Origin of the sequence: Thiohalophilus sp., assembly GCF_034521165.1 — a bacterium.
In the GTDB taxonomy this organism is placed as follows: domain Bacteria; phylum Pseudomonadota; class Gammaproteobacteria; order UBA6429; family Thiohalophilaceae; genus Thiohalophilus.
Map to the genome: position 1 here is coordinate 834,450 of NZ_JAXHMV010000008.1, position 18,483 is coordinate 852,932.

Annotated in this window: 17 protein-coding genes; 14 read left to right on the plus strand and 3 right to left on the minus strand. The window is 57.9% G+C overall.

All coding sequences use genetic code 11. From position 1 onward, the window contains the following. The first annotated feature begins 46 nt into the window (after positions 1-46). On the plus strand, positions 47-1,939 hold the full coding sequence (locus U5K34_RS08860) for an ATP-binding cassette domain-containing protein (RefSeq protein WP_322568023.1): 1,893 nt from the start codon (positions 47-49) through the stop codon (positions 1,937-1,939). Positions 1,940-1,942: 3 nt separating this feature from the next. On the opposite strand, the gene U5K34_RS08865 is transcribed toward U5K34_RS08860, so the two are convergent. Continuing rightward, a complete protein-coding gene (locus tag U5K34_RS08865; RefSeq protein ID WP_322568024.1) occupies positions 1,943-2,248 on the minus strand; it encodes a hypothetical protein in 306 nt (101 codons plus the stop codon). 162 nt (positions 2,249-2,410) lie between these two features. On the opposite strand from U5K34_RS08865, the gene U5K34_RS08870 reads away from it, so the two are divergent. From U5K34_RS08870 to mltF, 3 genes are all read left to right on the plus strand, one after another. Beyond that, entirely contained in the window at positions 2,411-2,980 is a 570-nt protein-coding gene (locus U5K34_RS08870; RefSeq protein WP_322568025.1) for a hypothetical protein, read from the plus strand. A gap of 501 nt (positions 2,981-3,481) precedes the next feature. After that, positions 3,482-4,384 carry a DMT family transporter gene (locus tag U5K34_RS08875; protein WP_322568026.1) on the plus strand — a complete coding sequence of 301 codons (903 nt, stop codon included), beginning with the start codon at positions 3,482-3,484 and terminating at the stop codon, positions 4,382-4,384. Continuing rightward, entirely contained in the window at positions 4,381-5,724 is a 1,344-nt protein-coding gene (gene mltF, locus U5K34_RS08880; RefSeq protein ID WP_322568027.1) for a membrane-bound lytic murein transglycosylase MltF, read from the plus strand. The genes U5K34_RS08875 and mltF overlap by 4 nt, the downstream gene beginning before the upstream one ends. A 236-nt stretch (positions 5,725-5,960) precedes the next feature. Here the strand turns inward: mltF and ispG are convergent, their stop codons facing one another. After that, entirely contained in the window at positions 5,961-7,187 is a 1,227-nt protein-coding gene (ispG, locus tag U5K34_RS08885; protein WP_322568028.1) for a flavodoxin-dependent (E)-4-hydroxy-3-methylbut-2-enyl-diphosphate synthase, read from the minus strand. Positions 7,188-7,437: 250 nt separating this feature from the next. On the opposite strand from ispG, the gene U5K34_RS08890 reads away from it, so the two are divergent. After that, a complete protein-coding gene (locus U5K34_RS08890) occupies positions 7,438-8,280 on the plus strand; it encodes a class I SAM-dependent methyltransferase (RefSeq protein WP_322568029.1) in 843 nt (280 codons plus the stop codon). 263 nt (positions 8,281-8,543) lie between these two features. Here U5K34_RS08890 and U5K34_RS08895 read toward each other — a convergent pair whose 3' ends face one another. Further along, positions 8,544-9,251, minus strand: coding sequence for an MBL fold metallo-hydrolase (locus U5K34_RS08895; RefSeq protein WP_322568030.1), 708 nt, complete (start codon positions 9,249-9,251; stop codon positions 8,544-8,546). Positions 9,252-9,606: 355 nt separating this feature from the next. Between U5K34_RS08895 and U5K34_RS08900 the strand changes: the two genes are divergently transcribed. The 9 genes from U5K34_RS08900 to U5K34_RS08940 all read left to right on the plus strand — a co-directional run bounded on the left by U5K34_RS08900 (position 9,607) and on the right by U5K34_RS08940 (position 18,469). After that, complete coding sequence (locus U5K34_RS08900) at positions 9,607-10,272, plus strand: thiopurine S-methyltransferase (RefSeq protein ID WP_322568031.1); 666 nt, start codon at positions 9,607-9,609, stop codon at positions 10,270-10,272. Between the two features lie 64 nt (positions 10,273-10,336). Continuing rightward, positions 10,337-10,960: a lytic transglycosylase domain-containing protein gene (locus tag U5K34_RS08905; RefSeq protein WP_322568032.1), complete on the plus strand. Its 624-nt coding sequence runs from the start codon at positions 10,337-10,339 to the stop codon at positions 10,958-10,960. 169 nt (positions 10,961-11,129) lie between these two features. After that, positions 11,130-12,305: a DNA polymerase IV gene (dinB, locus tag U5K34_RS08910; protein WP_322568033.1), complete on the plus strand. Its 1,176-nt coding sequence runs from the start codon at positions 11,130-11,132 to the stop codon at positions 12,303-12,305. A gap of 266 nt (positions 12,306-12,571) precedes the next feature. Then, complete coding sequence (gene pepN / locus U5K34_RS08915) at positions 12,572-15,238, plus strand: aminopeptidase N (protein ID WP_322568034.1); 2,667 nt, start codon at positions 12,572-12,574, stop codon at positions 15,236-15,238. 55 nt (positions 15,239-15,293) lie between these two features. Further along, positions 15,294-15,581: a hypothetical protein gene (locus U5K34_RS08920; protein WP_322568035.1), complete on the plus strand. Its 288-nt coding sequence runs from the start codon at positions 15,294-15,296 to the stop codon at positions 15,579-15,581. Positions 15,582-15,590: 9 nt separating this feature from the next. Further along, positions 15,591-16,046, plus strand: coding sequence for a YaiI/YqxD family protein (locus U5K34_RS08925; protein ID WP_322568036.1), 456 nt, complete (start codon positions 15,591-15,593; stop codon positions 16,044-16,046). Between the two features lie 6 nt (positions 16,047-16,052). Continuing rightward, complete coding sequence (locus U5K34_RS08930; protein ID WP_322568037.1) at positions 16,053-16,388, plus strand: hypothetical protein; 336 nt, start codon at positions 16,053-16,055, stop codon at positions 16,386-16,388. A gap of 7 nt (positions 16,389-16,395) precedes the next feature. Then, positions 16,396-16,815: an alternative ribosome rescue aminoacyl-tRNA hydrolase ArfB gene (gene arfB / locus U5K34_RS08935; RefSeq protein ID WP_322568038.1), complete on the plus strand. Its 420-nt coding sequence runs from the start codon at positions 16,396-16,398 to the stop codon at positions 16,813-16,815. 76 nt (positions 16,816-16,891) lie between these two features. After that, complete coding sequence (locus U5K34_RS08940) at positions 16,892-18,469, plus strand: glutamate synthase-related protein (protein ID WP_322568039.1); 1,578 nt, start codon at positions 16,892-16,894, stop codon at positions 18,467-18,469. The last annotated feature ends 14 nt before the right edge of the window (positions 18,470-18,483 follow it).

The following is an 18,483-nucleotide window of genomic DNA, read 5'->3' on the forward strand; positions in this document are numbered from 1 at the left end:
GCGAATACGTTATACTGCCCGCCCTTCCAACCGGTGATGGATGTCGATGCCGCCTATTTTAACCTTCAAGAATGTGAGCCTCAGCTTCGGTGAGCAACCGTTGCTGGATCAGGTCGAGCTGCAGCTCGAACGGGGCGAGCGGGTTTGTCTGGTCGGGCGTAATGGCTCGGGCAAGTCGACCCTCATGCACCTGCTCAATGGCGATATCCGGCCCGATGACGGTGAAATCTGGCATCCGGATACCCTGCGCATCGCCCATCTGCATCAGGATGTGCCGAAGGAGGCGGGGCAGACGGTCTTCGAGGTCGTGGCCGGCGGATTGCAGGAGGCGGGGGCGTTACTGAGCGCCTATCATCAGGCACTGCAACAGTTTGATAATTCCCCGCAGCAGGTGGAACGGCTGAGCGAGTTGCAACATCAGCTCGAAGCAGTGGACGGCTGGCGACTGGAGCAGCGGGTGGCTTCCGCGATCAGTAAAATGGATCTGCCCGAACAGGCGCCACTGGCGACCCTGTCCGGCGGTATGAAGCGGCGCGTGCTGATGGCCCGCGCACTGGTCAGCGAACCGGATCTGTTATTACTGGATGAGCCGACCAACCACCTGGATATCGAGGGCATCACCTGGCTCGAGCAGTTCCTGCTTGGCTATCCGGGGTGCCTGGTCTTTATCACCCATGACCGCAGCTTTTTACAGAATCTGGCCACCCGGATTATTCAGCTGGATCGCGGCCAGCTCACTTCCTGGCCGGGTGATTACCAGCATTACCTGGAGAAAAAGGAACAGCTGCTGGAGGCCGAGGAAAAACAGCGTGCCCGGCAGGACAAGAAACTGGCCGAAGAGGAAGCCTGGATCCGCAAGGGCATCAAGGCCCGGCGCACCCGCAACATGGGCCGGGTGCGTGCCCTGCAGGAGATGCGCGATCAGGTGCGCCAGCGTCGCGATCGCCAGGGCCAGGTCCGGCTCAACCTGGACGAAGCGGAGAGTTCCGGCAAACTGGTGGCGGAGGTGGAGCACGTCAATTTTGCCTATGACGGCAAGCCGATCCTGAAAGATTTTTCCACCCGCATCATGCGCGGCGACCGTATCGGGATCATCGGCCCCAACGGCGTCGGCAAAAGTACCCTGATCCGCGTGTTACTCGGCGAGGTCAAACCGGACAGCGGCCGGGTGCGTCTGGGGACCAAACTGGAAATCGCCTATTTCGATCAGCACCGGGCGATCCTCGACCCGCAAAAATCGGTACTGGACAATCTCAACGAAGGCAGCGAGATGGTCGAGGTGCAGGGGCGCAAGCGCCACGCCATCGGTTATTTGCGCGAATTTCTGTTCCCGGTCAAACAGGTGCATGCGCCGGTCAGAAGCCTTTCCGGGGGCGAACACAACCGTCTGTTACTGGCCAAACTGTTCACCCAGCCGGCCAACCTGCTGGTGCTGGACGAACCGACCAACGATCTCGATGTGGAAACCCTCGAGCTGCTCGAGGATCTGCTGCTGAACTATGACGGGACGCTGATACTGGTCAGCCATGATCGGACCTTTCTCGATAACGTGGTCACCAGCGTGCTGGTGTTCGAGGAGGAAGGCGTGGTGAATGAATATGTCGGTGGCTATCACGACTGGTATCGCTATCGCCAGCAGCACCCGTTAACGCCGCGGGACAGTAGCGGCGCCGATTCCACCGGCACCGCGCCGGTGCCCGAAACACCCGCGCCGCAGGCCAGCAAGCGCAAACTCGCTTACCGGGAGCAACAGGAACTCAAGGCCTTGCCCCAAAAGATCGAACAACTGGAGCAGGAACAGCAGCAGTTGCAGGAGAAGATCAGCGATCCGGCCTTTTATCAACAGGCAAGTGACACCATTGCCACCACCCTGCAGCGCCTGGATCAGATCAACGCCGAACTGGAGGCCTGCTTTGCGCGTTGGGAAACGCTGGAGTAAGCGTTATTTGGAATCGGGGTCGGAGGATTTGTTTTTCTTCAGTCCGGTCATATCCAGCGGAATGACGACCGAATCCTGCGGTTCGTCGATATAACGCGGGCGCATCTTGCTCGGGCGCCCGGCTTCCTCGGCCAGTTCCTTCTCGCGGGCGGAAATCAGTCCCAGGCAGTCGCGAATCGAAATAATAGTGTCTTCCGACAGCGGATGCTTGAGTCCGGGCTTGGTATAGGTGTCCTTGGCCACATCGGTCAAAACCTTGCGCATCGTCTGCAGAATCTGCTCTTCTTTGGAATACTCTTTACCGCTCATCGCCAATACCATTGAGTTATCACTATACGTGTTCAGGTGTTGATTCTAGCATTTTGTGCCGGCGGAATCGCCCCGAAATCCGGCGGATACATGACAATTCATGGGGTTAATCACGTCGGCGGGGCTGGTATACTGGCGCTCCGGTTTGATCCAGGTATTTCGATGTTCTCCTCCCTGCCGTCATTGCTGCTGTATCCACTCGATCCCGATTATCGCCCGGCCGATCCGCCCGCCCTGATCGAACTTCTTCAGCAGTCCGGGCTGATTGGCGACACACTCGAGGACCTCCCCGGCGAACGCTATCAGGCGGGCCCGGCATTTTTGCAGCACATCAGTTTTCTCGGTTGCTCGCCGGCGGTGGAATTCGAACCCCAGGCGCCCGGTTCCGATCAGTTCTGCCATGTCGGTCTCCGTTATAGCGAGCAGTTGCAGTTTCGTGGCGGCCCGCAACAGGTGCAGGTGTATTGTCGCCAGTGTCGCCATCGGGAAGAGAACTGGGCCGACATCATCGACGCCTGGCAGGTCGATCCGGACCGTTACCGTTATAGCTGTCCCCGGTGTGGCGCCGAGTCCGCCGCGACGGAACTTAACTGGCGCAAAAGCGGGGCCTTCGCCCGGCTGTTTATCGAGCTTTACAACATCTATCCCCACGAAGCCGTGCCCACCGACGGCATCCTCAAACGCCTGCGCGACGCCACCGGTGTCGACTGGAAATATATCTACGTCCGGTAACGCCTGGCATTGCCTCTTCTTGAGGGCTCTGTAAATAACGCAGAGGGCGCAAAGACGCAAAGGGCGCGGAGAAATGATTGGCTTTAAATTCTGATCTAATTCGAATGCGGCGCTGGGTTCAAGCGAAGGTACTTGTCGTGGCATTGTAATTCCGAGTCGAAAATTGTGAGTCGCACGCAGTCCTCTGGCCCACAATATTTTTCTTTGCGTTCTCTGCGTCTTTGCGTCCTTCGCGTTATTTTTAGGAAGTTTAAAAAGTGGAAGTACCTGTACTTGACACCCGCCGATTCTCGACGCAAACTCAATAACATGTTTAACGCCATTCATTCTGCCAAGATCTCTGCCTGCCCGGTACGCCTGCGTGTCTGGGCAATGGACCGTGCGTGGCGGACGGAGAGGGTGTTGTAACAGTCGTTAAGTACAAGCAATACCGGATTTTCCAAAAGCCACAGCCTGAAAACTGTGGCTTTTTTCGTTTTGGACATTATCAGGGAGAAAAAGATGTCGGTGCCGACAGCTTATATCGGGGTGGTGTTGATCTGGTCGACCACGCCGCTGGCGATCAAATGGAGCGGGGAAGGGCCGGGCTTTTTGTTCGGCGTGGCCGCGCGCATGTGGCTCGGGGCGCTGGTCTGTGTGATCTTGCTGACATTGCTGTCCCGCGGGCTGCCCCGCGATCGTGCCGCCCTGAAAAGTTATCTGGCCGGGGGTATCGGGGTGTTCGGTGCCATGACCAGTGTTTACTGGGGGGCGCAGTATATTCCCTCGGGATTGATTTCCGTGCTGTTTGGTCTGACGCCGATCGTCACCGGCGTCATGGCGGCCCTGTGGCTGCAGGAGCGGGCCCTGAGCTGGCACAAACTCGGCGGTATCGTTCTGGCGTTAGGCGGCTTGAGCGTGGTTTTTGCCCGGGGTCTGCACCTGGGCGAGCAGGCCGGATACGGGATCAGCGCGATCGTGCTGGCGGTCTGTCTGCATTCGCTGAGCATGGTGCTGGTGAAAAAGATCGATGCGCAGTTGTCGGGGCTGGAATCGACCAGTGGTGCGTTGCTGGTGGCGGCGCCCTGTTATTTACTGGTCTGGTTGCTGTTCGATGGCCAGTGGCCAGCGGACCTCGGTCCACGGGCGGCCGCCTCGATCCTGTATCTGGCCATATTCGGCTCGGTGCTGGGCTTTGTCATGTTCTTTTATGTGCTGAAACAGATTGATGCCAGTCGCGTGGCGCTGGTAACCTTGTTGACACCTGTACTTGCCCTGTTGTTTGGGCGATTGTTCAACCAGGAGCAGATCGGTCTCGAGCTTTATCTGGGAGCGATGTTGATCCTGCTGGGAATGGGACTCTATCAATGGGGTGGACTGGTTATTCGTACCCTGCGCTATCGGGCGGTGAGCGAGCCGGATTGAAACAGTTGCGCTATGGCGGCTTGCTGCTGTTGACCATCTTGCTTGCCGGTTGTGGCGAGGAAACGTATCTCAACCGTGTGAAGGAACAGGGCAAGCTGGTAGTGGTCACCCGCAACGCCCCGACGACCTATTATGTCGATCGTGACGGGAAGACGGGCTTTGAATACGACCTGGTTTCCGCTTTTGCCGATGATCTCGGCGTGGAGCTGGAGCTGATGGTGCGTAATAACCCGGCTGAAATCCTCAGTTTGCTCGAGGAGGGCAAGGTGGATCTGGCCGCAGCCAGCCTGACTCGCACCGAACAGCGTAAAGATCGTTATCGCTTTTCCGACAGTTACCAGCAGGTCACCCAGCAGGTGGTCTGTCGCCGTGGCGGGGCCTATCCCGAAGAGCCCGAAGACCTGGTTGGGCTGTCTCTCACGGTGCCGTCCGAAACCAGCTATGTCGATCAGTTACAGCGTTTGCAAGAAGAGGTTCCGGAGCTGACCTGGGAAGTGGATGCCGAACACGATACCGAGTATCTACTGGAGCGGGTCTGGCGCCGCAAGCTCGACTGTACCGTCGCTGATTCGAATATCGTCAAGGTCAACCAGCGATACATGCCTGAATTGCTGGTGCGCTTTGATATCAGCAAACCCCAGCCGCTGGCCTGGGCCATGCCTGCCGAAGCCCATGGCTTGCAAAGTGCAGTTAATAACTGGCTGTCCGGGTTTCGTGACGACGGCGTTCTGGAACACCTGATCAACAAGTATTATGGCTTTATCGAGGTGTTCGACTATGTCGACACTCGTGCCTTCAAGCGCAAGGTCAAGCGCGTCCTGCCCACATACAAGGCAATGTTCCAGGCAGCCGGCAGGAAATACGGTATCGACTGGATTCTGCTGGCGGCCCAGGCCTATCAGGAATCTCACTGGGATCGCCTGGCACGCAGCCCCACCGGGGTGCGTGGCATTATGATGCTGACCCGCACCACGGCAAGGGAAGTCGGGGTCTCAAGCCGGTTGGATCCCGAGCAGAGCATCATGGGCGGGGCCAAATACCTGGCGAACCTGCTTGGTCGGTTACCGGATGAGATCAGCGAACCGGATCGCACCTGGATCGCCCTGGCGGCCTATAACGTCGGCATGGGCCATGTCTACGACGCCCGCAAACTGGCGCGTGAACAGGGGATGGATCCAAACTTATGGCACGAATTCCGTGAAGTTCTGCCGTTGCTGTCGCAGAAAAAATATTACAAGGATTTACGCTACGGTTATGCCCGCGGCTCGGAGCCGGTACGCTACGTGCGGCGCATCCGCAACTACCACGACATGCTATTACAGGCTCTCAAGGTCGAATGACCTTGAGAGCAGGGACGAGGGACGAGATATATCCCCTTTCTCCGATGCTCTGGAAATAAACGCAAAGGACGCGGAGGCGCAGAGGACGCAAAGTAGGTATTGTATGGAGTACAGGAGTATTGTCTTGTTGTCAGTAAGCCACATGTTGGCAAGTAACTCCATAGATAATCTTTCTCTGCGTTCTTTGCGTCTTTGCGTTCTCCGCGTTATCTCCAGAAATTCAAGAAATGGCAGTGTCAGTCATGACGTGCGTAGTGGCGTTGGATGTAGTCGTCGATGATTTGCTGGAATTCCCCGGCGATGTTGTCGCCCTTGAGGGTGACGGTTTTCTCGCCGTCCACGTAGACCGGCGCGACCGGTTTTTCGCCGGTGCCGGGCAGGCTGATGCCGATGTTGGCGTGTTTGCTTTCGCCGGGGCCGTTGACCACGCAACCCATCACCGCCACGCTCATCTCTTCGACCCCCGCATATTGCTGGCGCCACTGCGGCATCTGCTGGCGCAGGTAACTCTGGATATCCATCGCCAGTTGCTGGAAGTAGGTGCTGGAGGTGCGACCGCAGCCGGGGCAGGCCACGACCATCGGTGTGAAGGCGCGTAATCCCATCGATTGCAGGATCTCCTGGGCGACCACCACTTCCTGGCAGCGGTCGCCGCCCGGTTCCGGGGTCAGGGAGATGCGAATGGTGTCGCCAATGCCCTGCTGCAACAGCACTGCCAGCGCGGCGGTCGAGGCGACGATGCCCTTGGAGCCCATACCGGCTTCGGTCAGCCCCAGGTGCAGCGGATAATCACATTGGGCCGAAAGATCCTGGTAGACGCTGATCAGATCCTGCACGCCGCTCATCTTGCAGGAAAGAATGATTTTATCGTGGGGCAGGCCCAGCTCCTCGGCCTGCTGGGCACTCTCCAGCGCCGAGGTGACCACCGCGGCGTGCATCAGCGCGGTCGGCTCGCGCGGCTCGGGCAGTTTCGCATTTTCGTCCATCATGCGGGCCAGCAGGCTCTGATCCAGCGAGCCCCAGTTGACCCCGATGCGCACCGGCTTGTCGTAATGGATCGCCGTTTCAATCATGCGCGCGAATTGCTCGTCCCGTTTTTTGCCCTTGCCCACGTTGCCGGGGTTGATGCGGTACTTGGCCAGTGCGGCGGCACAGTCGGGATAGTCGCTCAGCAGCTTGTGGCCGTTGAAATGAAAATCGCCCACCAGCGGGGTGCTGCAGCCGGCCTCATCCAGGGCCGCGCGAATCCGCGGAACGGCCGCGGCGGCCTCGGCGCTGTTGACGGTAATGCGCACCAGCTCGGAGCCGGCCTGACTCAGTTCGCGGACCTGCCGGACCGTGGCGGCCACATCGGCGGTGTCCGTATTGGTCATTGATTGCACGACGATCGGAGCATCGCCGCCGACCGTGACATGGCCGACCTGGACGGGAACCGTACGCTGGCGCTGAACCGGATTGCTCATGTTATCTGTAAGCCATTGACCGCAAAGGCAGGATCATACCATATCCATTTTATACCAGTGGGGCCTGAGACAAAATTTCGCCGGCGCCAGTGGATATCGGGTTACCACCGAATGCACCGAACAACCTGCGACCAGCGCCATTACCGGAAACAGGCAATTTCCGCGCAATCGCTCATACAAAAACAGTGTAAACCCTATATAATAGCGCCCGAAATACGAATACCAACGCAATCGAAACAGGGGACAGGAAATGGCAAAACAACAGGCAGGCAAGAAACCGACCATGGCCGATCAGGCAGACCGGCATGTGTTGTACCAGAAGTCGGTGCAGGCCCCGGAGGCGGAAGTCGCTTTCTTTGACCAGGTGTTCCCCGAATTGCGTGGCCGCAAGGCGCTGAGCATGAAAGAAGACTTCTGCGGTACCGCCTATCTGGCCGCCGAATGGTGCAAGTCGGATCCGCAACGTACCGCCATCGGCGTGGATTATGACGAAGAGACCGTCGAATGGGGCCGCAAGCACAACATCGAAGCCGAAGGCGGCGACCTGGCCGAGCGTATTACCCTGCACATCGATGACGTGCGCAACGTGACTGAGCCGCAGGTGGATATCGTCTGCGCCTTCAATTTCAGCTACTGCCTGTTCGAAAAGCGCGATGAACTGATCGACTACTTCAAAAAGGCCCGCCAGAGTCTGGTGGACGACGGCCTGTTGATTCTGGATTTGTTCGGCGGCACCGAGTGCGAAGACGTGATCGAAGAGGAGACCGAGCTCGAGGACGAGCCGGCCACCTACATCTGGGAACACGTCGCCTTCAACCCCATCGACCATCACATGAAATGCGCCATCCATTTCGAATTCGACGACGGCTCGCGCATGCAAAACGCCTTCACCTACGAATGGCGCCTGTGGGCCATTCCCGAAGTCCGCGAAATGCTCGAAGCAGCCGGCTTCAGCAAGTCACGGGTCTACTGGGAAAAATACGAAGAAAGCGATGACGACGAAGACGAGCTGGAAGGCACCGGTGAATACGAAGAAGTGACTGAAGTGGAAAACCAGGAATCCTGGATGATCTACATCGTCGCCGAGAAATAACTCACTTCTTTATGTTTCTGTAAGTAACGCAAAGGACGCAAAGACGCGGAGAACGCAAAGCAGAATAAATAATATGTTTTTACCGGAAACTGCAATGGGTGGCTTTAGTGGAATAATCATGGTGTTCTGATGATGCCCAAAAAAATAAAAAGGCGCCTTGGCGCCTTTTTATTTTCATATAATGATTTTTATTCTTTGCGTCCTTGGCGTCTCCGCGTTCTCCGCGTTATTTCCACCGCCCAGGCTATTACCCCAAAAGCGTCTCATTCGTCGTCCGCCGGCTCGGCATGGTAGGGCTCTTCGCGGACGCGGTCGTGGATGTGCATGCGGTAGTCGACGAATTTGTGCCTGTCGTGAAAGTGCATGAAGGGATTACCCCTGACCTGTTCTTCCATGGTCGCGGTGGTCTTATCCGCGTAGTTGTGGCCGGGCAGGGTGACGGTGTTTCCTGGCAGCTTGGCCAGCTTGTTCAGGGTGTCGTACATCTGTTCCGGATCGCCGCCGCTGAGATCACAGCGTCCGCAACCCCAGACAAACATAGTGTCGCCGGTGATCAGCTGATCGTGAATGTGATAACAGGCCGAACCGGGGGTGTGGCCCGGCGTGTGGAGGATCCGGATCTCGGTATCGCCGACCTTGATGGTATCGCCGCCGTGATGCAGGGTCGGCAGGTCCAGGTGCTTGCCCCAGAATTCGGCCTCGGGTTTGAGCAGATGCAGCTGGGCGTCGTATTGCTGTAACACCTGTTCGACACCATTGATGTGATCGTGGTGACTGTGGGTGAGCAGGATGTCGCTGATATTGATGCAGCGCTGTTCGGCCAGCGCCAGGATCTCCGGCACTTCCCAGGCCGGGTCCACTACGGCGGCACGCCCGCTGGCGTGATCGGTGATCACGTAAATGAAGTTCTCCATCGGCCCCAGTTCCAGCGCGTCGATTCGGTACTGCTCGTTGTTTATAATCTGGGTCATGGCGCATCTCCGCTTCAATTCATCGTCCCCTCATCATAGGCCAATCAGCCCATCGGATAAAACCCGTACGCGATGATGTTGCCCTGATTGTCGGGGATACGGCTTGGGCCGCTGCACGGCAAAGTTAACCACCGACGACGCCGAGTTCACTGAATACACCGAAACAGCCAGATAATGGACTGACGGCACTGTTTCAGTGCTTTCGGTGTCGTCGGTGTTTCGGTGGTGAGTCGTCATCACGGGTTTTATTCCGGCGGTAGTCCCGATGAAAATCGGTGTCATGGGCTCTTTGCGGGGTTCGGATCCGGACCGGGAAAGGGTAAACTGTCGGGCCGTTTGATTGATGGAGCAGAGCATGGAACCGGAGTTCTGGCACGAGCGTTGGGAGAATAACCTGATCGGGTTTCATCTCGATGAGGTCAATCCCCATCTGCGCGCCCACTGGGGCAGTCTGGCAGTCGAGCCGGGTGCCCGGGTCCTGGTGCCGTTGTGCGGCAAGAGTCTGGATCTGATCTGGCTGGCGGATCAGGGTTACGAGGTGATCGGCGTGGAGGTCAGCCCGGTTGCGGTCAAGGATTTTTTTGCCGAGAACCATTTGCGGGCGAACCGCATCGAAAACCAGCGCTGCGATATCTGGCGGGGCGAATCGATCACCCTGTTATGCGGCGATCTGTTTATCCTGACCGCGCAGGATCTGGGGGTGATCGATGCAGTCTATGACCGCGGCTCGCTCATCGCCCTGCCGTCGGCGCTGCGTCGCCGTTATGTCGAGACGCTCGATACCCTGGTGTCAGCCACAGTCCCGCATCTGCTCATCACCCTGGATTACGATCCCGCCAAAATGGACGGACCGCCCTTTGCCGTGAGTGACGCGGAGGTCCGGGAGCTGTACGGGCAGCACTATCAAATCGACTGCCTGGAATCGGAAGACGTGCTGGCACAGAACGAGCGCTTCCGCAAACGGGGGCTGGACTGGCTGCAGGAGTCGGTCTTTCGGTTGACGCCGCTAAAAAAGCCCTAAACTCCTCCCGGTCGGCGACCGATATAATCTTGCCCGTGAAAGAAAAACAGGAACCGAGCGCGCCATGAAACTGCCTGTCATCGCCACCGTGCTGTCACTGGGACTGTTGTGGGGAATCGCCTCGCCGGTCCAGGCCGAATACTATTTATACCAGTTGCCCGACGGTTCCCGGGTAATCACCGATCGCCCCAAATTCGACAGCGCGCACAAGCTGGTGCGCAAAAGCGGCAATCCGGTCGGTCTGGGGCGCTATGCCGCCGGTCACAGCACCTTTAATACTGCGCCCGCCGCCAACTATCTGCGCTTCGAGAACATCATCCATGCCGTGGCCAACCGGCACAAGATCGACGCGGCGCTGGTCAAGGCGGTGATCCACACCGAGTCCTTCTTCAACCCGAATGCCACCTCGCACAAGGGGGCTTCCGGCCTGATGCAGTTGATGCCGGCCACCGCCGAGCGTTATGGCGTCACCGATCTCTACAGCCCGCGCCAGAATATCGAAGGCGGTGTGCGCTATCTGCGCGATCTGATGCAACGCTATCCCCGGCAACTCAAACTCGTGCTGGCCGCCTACAACGCCGGCGAACAGGCCGTGGACCGCTATCAGGGCATTCCTCCCTATCCCGAAACCCGCAAGTACGTCAAAAAAGTTCTGAAAAAACATACGTTTTACAGTAACTGGCCCTAGATAAAAGGGACGAGGTACGAGTAACGAGTGACGAGGAAAAGCAGGCTACGGACCTGCTTTTTTATGGTTTGTTATACAGCGAAAGCCGGTGCACGTACTGATATAATTAACCCAAGGACTTTGCGTTCCTCTGCGTTAAGATATTTTACAGGGTAGGTAGTATCGCTGTATGGCTATTTTGCATGTCGACATGGATGCGTTCTACGCCTCGGTGGAGGTGCGTGAGCAGCCGGCGCTGGCCGGTCGGCCGGTGATCGTCGGTGGCTCGGCCGAGGGACGGGGCGTAGTGGCGGCGGCCAGTTACGAGGCGCGCCGGTTCGGGGTGCACAGTGCCATGCCCATGGCCCGGGCGCTGCGTTTGTGTCCCGAGGCGGTGCGCTTGCCGGCGCGGCTCGATTTCTACCAGCAAATCTCGCAGCAGATCCGCGCGATCTTCGCCCGTTATACCCCCGAGATCGAACCGTTGTCGCTGGACGAGGCGTTTCTGGATGTGACCGCCAGTGAAAAGCTGTTCGGGACGGCCCGGGAGATTGCCCTGCGGATCAAGCAGGATATTCGGGATGAATTGTCGCTGGTCGCCTCGGTGGGCATTGCGCCCAACAAGTTCCTGGCCAAGATTGCCTCGGACCTCGATAAGCCTGATGGCCTGGTCGAGGTGGCGCAGGACCAGGTGCAGACCTTTCTCGATCCGTTACCGGTTTCCCGTTTATGGGGCGTGGGCAAGGCCACCGGCGCCCGCTTCGAACAACTGGGCATTCGCACCATCGGTCAGTTGCGCGGGCGTACTGCTGAATTTTTACAGATGGAGTTCGGCAAGTTCGGCGCTCACCTGTGGGAGCTGGCGCACGGCCTGGATCCCCGCCCGGTCATCAGCGATCATCGGGCCAAATCGATCTCCATGGAAAATACGTTTGCCACGGACATTCGCGAGGCATCGATTCTGCGTGCCTGGTTGATGGATATGGCCGAACAGGTCGCGTGTCGGTTACGCCGGCAGGATTTTTACGGACGCACCATCCAGATCAAGTTGCGCTTCGCCGATTTTAAAACCATCACGCGTGCCCATACGCTTGATGAGGCCACCCGATCGACGCAGGCGATCTGCCATACCGCACTCGCCCTGCTGGAGGAAGCCTGGACACCGCGCTCACCGGCAATACGCCTGCTCGGCGTCGGTGTCAGCGGCCTGGCAGAGGTGCGGCTGGCACCACAGCAGGGGGATCTGTTCGCCGGGGCAGAGACGTCCACAAAGAAACAACAGGAGCTCGATGAGCTGGCCGATGCGATCAACAACCGGTTCGGCAAACAGCAATTGCGCCGCGGCGGCGGAATTACACGGCGTTAGGGCGTGAGGGCGTTAGATCGCGAGCTCGTGAGATTGTGAGGTATGAAGATCGGGATCCGGGCAGTTACACAGAATTATTTGCAGTTTCTTTGTTGACATATTGATCCATCGACTCATACTTTAAACGCCCTCACGCCCTCACGCCCTCACGCCCTCACGCCCTCACGCCCTCACGCCCTCACGCCCTCACGCCCTCACGCCCTCACGCCCTCACGTTTCTTGGGTTACAATGAGGCAAAGTGGCACCCTATATTCAAGGAGTATTCATGGCCGATCTCGCAGGTAATCAGTCCGGTCCCAATGTGGTTTATCTCAAGGATTACACCCCGCCGGCCTATTTGATCGACAAGGTGGATCTGCATTTTGACCTGGATGCCGCCACCACCCAGGTCCGGGCCACGCTGAAAGTGCGACGCAATCCCGAACACCCTGACACCAATCCGCCCCTGTCTCTGGATGGCAGTCATCTTGAACTGTTGAGCCTGCGTCTGGAAGGCGAGCCGCTAAGCGAAGCACAGTACCGGCTCGCTGAAGAGAAACTGACGATTTCCGACGTGCCTGAGCAATTTGAATTGATTATCGAAACCCGCATCAATCCGGCCGCCAATACCGCGCTGGAAGGGTTGTATTATTCGGGCAATATGCTCTGCACCCAGTGCGAAGCGCAGGGCTTTCGCCGCATTACCTATTTCCCCGACCGCCCCGATGTGATGTCGTGCTATACCGTCACGCTGGTCGGCGATCAGGCCAAATATCCGGTGCTGCTTTCCAACGGCAATCGGGTGGAAGCCGGCGAGACCGATGACGGTCGCCACTGGGCCCGCTGGGAGGACCCCAGTCTCAAACCCAGTTACCTGTTTGCGCTGGTGGCCGGGCAACTGGTTTGTCAGGAAGATACTTACACCACCATGAGCGGCCGTGAGGTGGTACTGCGCCTCTACGTGGAAGAAGAAAATCGTCACAAATGCGATCACGCCATGACCTCGCTCAAACAGGCCATGCGCTGGGATGAGGAGACCTATGGCCGTGAATATGATCTGGATATCTACATGATCGTGGCGGTCAACGACTTCAACATGGGTGCCATGGAGAACAAGGGGTTGAATATTTTCAACTCCTCCTGCGTGCTGGCCAGTCCCGAAACCGCGACTGATCACGACTTTTATAATATCCAGAGTATCGTCGCCCATGAATATTTTCATAACTGGTCGGGCAATCGCGTCACCTGTCGTGACTGGTTCCAGTTGAGTCTCAAGGAAGGTTTTACCGTGTTCCGCGATCAGGAGTTTTCCGCCGATCTCAATTCGCGCGCGGTCAAACGCATCGACGATGTCAACATCCTGCGCACCCATCAGTTCGCTCAGGACGCCGGCCCCATGGCCCACCCGGTGCGCCCGGACCGCTACATGGAGATCAGCAACTTCTACACGGTGACTGTCTACAACAAGGGTGCCGAAGTGGTGCGCATGATCATGAACCTGGTCGGTCGCGAGGGCTTTCGCAGGGGAACTGATCTCTACTTTGCCCGGCACGACGGTCAGGCCGTCACGATTGAGGATTTTGTCAGGGCGATGGAAGAGACCAACCATATCGACCTGAGTCAGTTCATGCGCTGGTACAACCAGGCGGGTACGCCAGTACTCAAGGTTGGTGAGGAATTCGACGAACAGGCGCAGACCTACACCCTGCATATCAAACAGAACTGTCCGCCCACACCCGGCCAGCCGGAGAAACAGCCGTTTCATATTCCCCTGGCCGTCGGCCTGCTGGATCGCCAGGGCGACGATCTGGTGCTACAGCTGGAGGGAGAGAGTGCCCCGGCCGAAGCCCGCACCCGGGTGCTGTCGGTTACCGAACCGGAACAGAGCTTTACCTTTACCGGCATGACCCATCAGCCGGTGGCCTCGCTGGGCCGGGGCTTCTCCGCGCCAATCAGGATCCAGGCCGGTTACGATGATGACAAGCTGGCTTTTCTGTTCGCCCACGACAGCGACGAATTCAATCGCTGGGATGCCGGCCAGCAACTGGCGATGAACATCCTGCTGCGATTGATCGAGCAGTATCAACAGAAAAAGCCGCTGACGCTGGATGAGTCTTTCATCCTTGCCTTTCGCAAGACCCTGCTCAATGCTGATCTCGACAAGGCCCTGATCGCCCAGGCCCTGAGCCTGCCTTCGGAAGGTTATATCGCCGATCAGTGCGAGGTTGTGGATGTCGAGGCAATCTTTGAAGTGCGTCATTTCATGCGTCAGACCCTGGCCTTTGAACTCAAGGACGAATGGCAGCAGATCTATCAGGCCAACAGCAGCGATAAACCCTATGCATTCAATGCCGAGGAGATGGCGCGTCGTGCCCTGCGCAATCTCTGCCTGGGTTACCTGTTGGAAACCGAGGAGCAGGCCATGTTCGATCTGGCTATGCAACAGTACAGCCGGGCCAACAATATGACCGACACCCTGGCGGCCCTGTCGATGCTGGCCAATTTCGCTATCCCCAAACGCCACCAGGCGCTGGAGGGCTTTTACCAGAAATGGCAGCATGATCAGCAGGTGGTGGAAAAATGGCTCGCCATCCAGGCCGGATCGCGTCTGCCGCGGACCCTGCAGCACGTCAGGCAGTTGATGGAACACGAAGCCTTTAGCATCAAAAACCCCAACAAGGTGCGAGCGCTCATCGGCCGCTTCTGCGCCGGCAATCCCATCAACTTCCATGCCGCCGACGGCAGCGGCTACCGGTTCCTCGGGGATCAGGTGCTGGAACTCGACAGCCTCAATCCCCAGATCGCCGCCCGGCTGGTGCAAAATCTCAGTCGCTGGAAGCGTTACGATGAAAAACGCCAGGGGTTGATGAAGCAGCAGCTGGAGCGCATTCTGGACAAGGAAGGGTTATCCAAAGACGTCTACGAGGTGGCCTCCAAGAGCCTTGATGCTTGAAGTTGTAACAGGTTGTGACTACTACATAAAAGCTACCGGAAAAAAGGAGAAGACCATGAGCCTCAAGCAAGCTTATGAACAGAAACTGAAAGCCCAGCTGGATGAATGGAAAACCGAAATCGACAAGCTCAAAGCCCGGGCGGACAAAGCCGAGGCTGATGTGCAGCTGGAATACTACAAACAGATCGAGTCATTGCGAGAAAAACAGGAAGTCGCGCGCAATAAACTGGAAGAACTGGAAAATGCCAGCGAGGATGCCTGGGAAGATCTCAAAGCTGGTATTGAAATTGCCTGGGATGATCTGCGTGATTCAATCAAATCAGCGACTTCACGCTTCAAATAATTATTCAGCATGCAAATCTGGGTCGATGCCGATGCCTGTCCGGCGGTGATCAAGGAGATCCTGTTTCGCGCCGCGCAGCGCACGCAAACGCTGACCACGCTGGTGGCGAATCAGTATGTCAGGGCGCCCAAATCCCGCTATATCAAATCCCTGCGGGTCGAGCACGGGTTTGATGTGGCGGATAACGAGATTGTCCGGCGCGTCGAAGCGGGTGATCTGGTCATCACCAGTGACATCCCGCTGGCGGCGGAGGTGATCGAAAAAGAGGCGCAGGCACTGAGTTTTCGCGGCGAGTTGTTTACTCTCGAGAACATCCGCTCGCGATTGAATATGCGCGATTTCATGGACACGCTGCGGGCCAGCGGGGTGGACACCGGCGGACAGGCGGCGATGAGCCAGACCGAGCGCCAGGCATTTGCCAATCACCTGGACAGGCTCCTCACCCACAGCCAACCCCGGGGCTGAACCATCATGCTGAAATTGCTGCACACCATCGAACAACAGGATACCGATACCCTGATCCGGACCCTGAAGCGGGAACTGGAATCGGGTGTCGGAGCGAACCTGCCGCTGGATCAGGGCACCTCTGAGGGCGGTTACAGTGATGCGAGCGGTTTGCAGGTGACCGTGCTGGGTATCGATCAGGATGCTCAGGTCTTGCATGCCCGCATCGGGGTCTTTTTTACCGAGGTCGTGGCCAACTGCAGTTGCGGAGACGAGCCGGTACACAAACCGGCTTATTGCGAGATGATGCTGGTCATCGATCGGCTCACCGGTGCGGCCACCGCCACGGTACTTGGGGATTGAACAGAGCATGTTGCGCATCTCCCAGAATGTGGTGATCCCCGACAGCGAGATCGAGATGCAGGCGATCCGCGCCCAGGGAGCGGGCGGTCAGAATGTCAACAAGGTCGCCTCGGCCATTCATCTGCGCTTCGATATCAATACCTCATCCCTGCCCGAGTTTTACAAACAGCGTTTGTTGACGCTCGCCGATCAGCGTATCACCAGTGATGGGGTGATCGTGATCAAGGCACAACGTTATCGCAGTCAGGAGAAAAACCGCGAGGCGGCACTGGAACGGCTGCGTGAACTGATCCGCTCGGTGCTGGTGACACATAAAAAGCGCAAGCCGACCCGACCGACCCGCGCGTCGGTCAAGCGCCGCCTGGAAACCAAACAAAAGCGCAGTAAAATCAAGCGTAATCGCGGCAAGGTTCGTCCCGACGAGTAGCTTGTGTCGGTTGTACCGGAATCGACAGATTCCTATACTATCCGCTGGTTTTTGAATCACGGAAGCTGTGGCGCCTATGGCAAACAAACCGGTTATCGCCGATAACAAACCCGCCAAAGTTAATCTTTCCACCGATCAGGAATACTATTTTTGCGTCTGCGGTCGCTCACAGAACCAGCCGTTTTGCGACGGTTCGCATGCCGGCACCGGTTTTGAACCGCTGGCCTTTACGCCGCAAAAAGAGGGCGAGGCCTTTTTATGCAACTGCAAGCACAGCGCAAATCTGCCCTATTGCGACGGCAGCCATAATCGGTTTGGTGAGAGCCAGGTGGGCAAGGAAGGTCCCGGTGCGGATAGCGGTAGCGATAATGACAAGCTGGGAAATCATAAAAAGTCAAAACAGCCCGATCCGAAAGCCACCGAGGAGGAGCCGACCCTTGAGCTGATTCATCAGCTGGCGAAAGACGGTCTGGAGACGCTGGGCAGACATGGACCGGTGGCGGCGATGGGTGTGCCGCGCCACAGGTTGCCGGACTGGGATGATATCCAGATCATGGTGGCGCAGTTGCACGACAAGCCACTGGACGATGACGCGACGGTCGATACCGAACTGGTGATCGGCCCGCAAAGTCAAAGACCCCTCTGTTTGAAAACCCCGTTGCTGGTCTCCGACATGAGTTTCGGCTCGCTGTCGCAAGAGGCGCGGCTGGCCCTGGCCAAAGGGGCCGAGCAGGTCGGCACCGGGATCTGTTCCGGGGAGGGCGGCATGCTGCCGGAAGAACAGCAGGCCAACAGCCGCTATCTGTTCGAGCTGGGCAGCGCGCAATTCGGCTATGACGAGTCGATTCCGGAAAAAGTACAGGCCTTTCACTTCAAAGGCGGGCAGGCGGCCAAGACCGGCACCGGTGGGCACCTGCCCGGCGCCAAGGTGAGCAAGAAAATTGCTGCGGTGCGCGGCATACCCGAAGGGAAGTCGGCCTATTCGCCGCCGACCTTTGCCGAACTGCGCGAGCCGGCCGACTTCAGGCGTTTCGCCGATCGGGTACGCGAGATCAGCGGCGGGATTCCCGTCGGGTTCAAACTGAGCGCTAACCATATTGAACGGGATATCGAGTTTGCGCTGCAGGCCGGTGCTGATTATGTGATCCTTGACGGACGCGGTGGCGGCACCGGGGCTTCACCGTTACTGTTTCGGGATCACATCAGCGTGCCGACCATTCCGGCGCTGGCCCGTGCGCGGCGTTATCTCGATCAACAGGGTGTCAGCGGCAAGGTGACTCTGATCATCACCGGCGGGTTACGTACCCCGGCCGACTTTATCAAGGCGCTGGCACTGGGGACCGATGGCATCGCTCTGGCCAACAGCGCCATCCAGGCGATCGGTTGTGTGGCGGCGCGCATCTGTCACACCAATCAGTGTCCCTCGGGGGTCGCCACCCAGAATCCCGAACTGCGCAAGCGACTGGACGTGGATGACGGCGCCCATCGGCTGGCGCGCTTTCTGCAATCGTCGACGCGCCTGATGCAGGTGATGGCGCGGGCCTGCGGGCATGCGCGGCTTGATCAGTTCAATCAAAAAGATCTGGCGAGCTTCGATTACGAAATGGCGCGGCTGTCGGGTATCGTTTATGCCGGTATGGCCGGTCAGCCATGACACCGAGCGATAAA

Coding starts and splice junctions, on each gene's coding strand:
- ispG (WP_322568028.1), bottom strand. CDS start 7,187: ATGAGCAATCCGGTTCAGCGCCAGCGTACGGTTCCCGTCCAGGTCGGC.
- U5K34_RS08860 (WP_322568023.1), top strand. CDS start 47: ATGCCGCCTATTTTAACCTTCAAGAATGTGAGCCTCAGCTTCGGTGAG.
- U5K34_RS08925 (WP_322568036.1), top strand. CDS start 15,591: ATGCAAATCTGGGTCGATGCCGATGCCTGTCCGGCGGTGATCAAGGAG.
- U5K34_RS08890 (WP_322568029.1), top strand. CDS start 7,438: ATGGCAAAACAACAGGCAGGCAAGAAACCGACCATGGCCGATCAGGCA.
- U5K34_RS08870 (WP_322568025.1), top strand. CDS start 2,411: ATGTTCTCCTCCCTGCCGTCATTGCTGCTGTATCCACTCGATCCCGAT.
- U5K34_RS08940 (WP_322568039.1), top strand. CDS start 16,892: ATGGCAAACAAACCGGTTATCGCCGATAACAAACCCGCCAAAGTTAAT.
- pepN (WP_322568034.1), top strand. CDS start 12,572: ATGGCCGATCTCGCAGGTAATCAGTCCGGTCCCAATGTGGTTTATCTC.
- U5K34_RS08930 (WP_322568037.1), top strand. CDS start 16,053: ATGCTGAAATTGCTGCACACCATCGAACAACAGGATACCGATACCCTG.
- U5K34_RS08865 (WP_322568024.1), bottom strand. CDS start 2,248: ATGAGCGGTAAAGAGTATTCCAAAGAAGAGCAGATTCTGCAGACGATG.
- U5K34_RS08875 (WP_322568026.1), top strand. CDS start 3,482: ATGTCGGTGCCGACAGCTTATATCGGGGTGGTGTTGATCTGGTCGACC.
- U5K34_RS08920 (WP_322568035.1), top strand. CDS start 15,294: ATGAGCCTCAAGCAAGCTTATGAACAGAAACTGAAAGCCCAGCTGGAT.
- U5K34_RS08900 (WP_322568031.1), top strand. CDS start 9,607: ATGGAACCGGAGTTCTGGCACGAGCGTTGGGAGAATAACCTGATCGGG.
- arfB (WP_322568038.1), top strand. CDS start 16,396: ATGTTGCGCATCTCCCAGAATGTGGTGATCCCCGACAGCGAGATCGAG.
- U5K34_RS08905 (WP_322568032.1), top strand. CDS start 10,337: ATGAAACTGCCTGTCATCGCCACCGTGCTGTCACTGGGACTGTTGTGG.
- U5K34_RS08895 (WP_322568030.1), bottom strand. CDS start 9,251: ATGACCCAGATTATAAACAACGAGCAGTACCGAATCGACGCGCTGGAA.
- dinB (WP_322568033.1), top strand. CDS start 11,130: ATGGCTATTTTGCATGTCGACATGGATGCGTTCTACGCCTCGGTGGAG.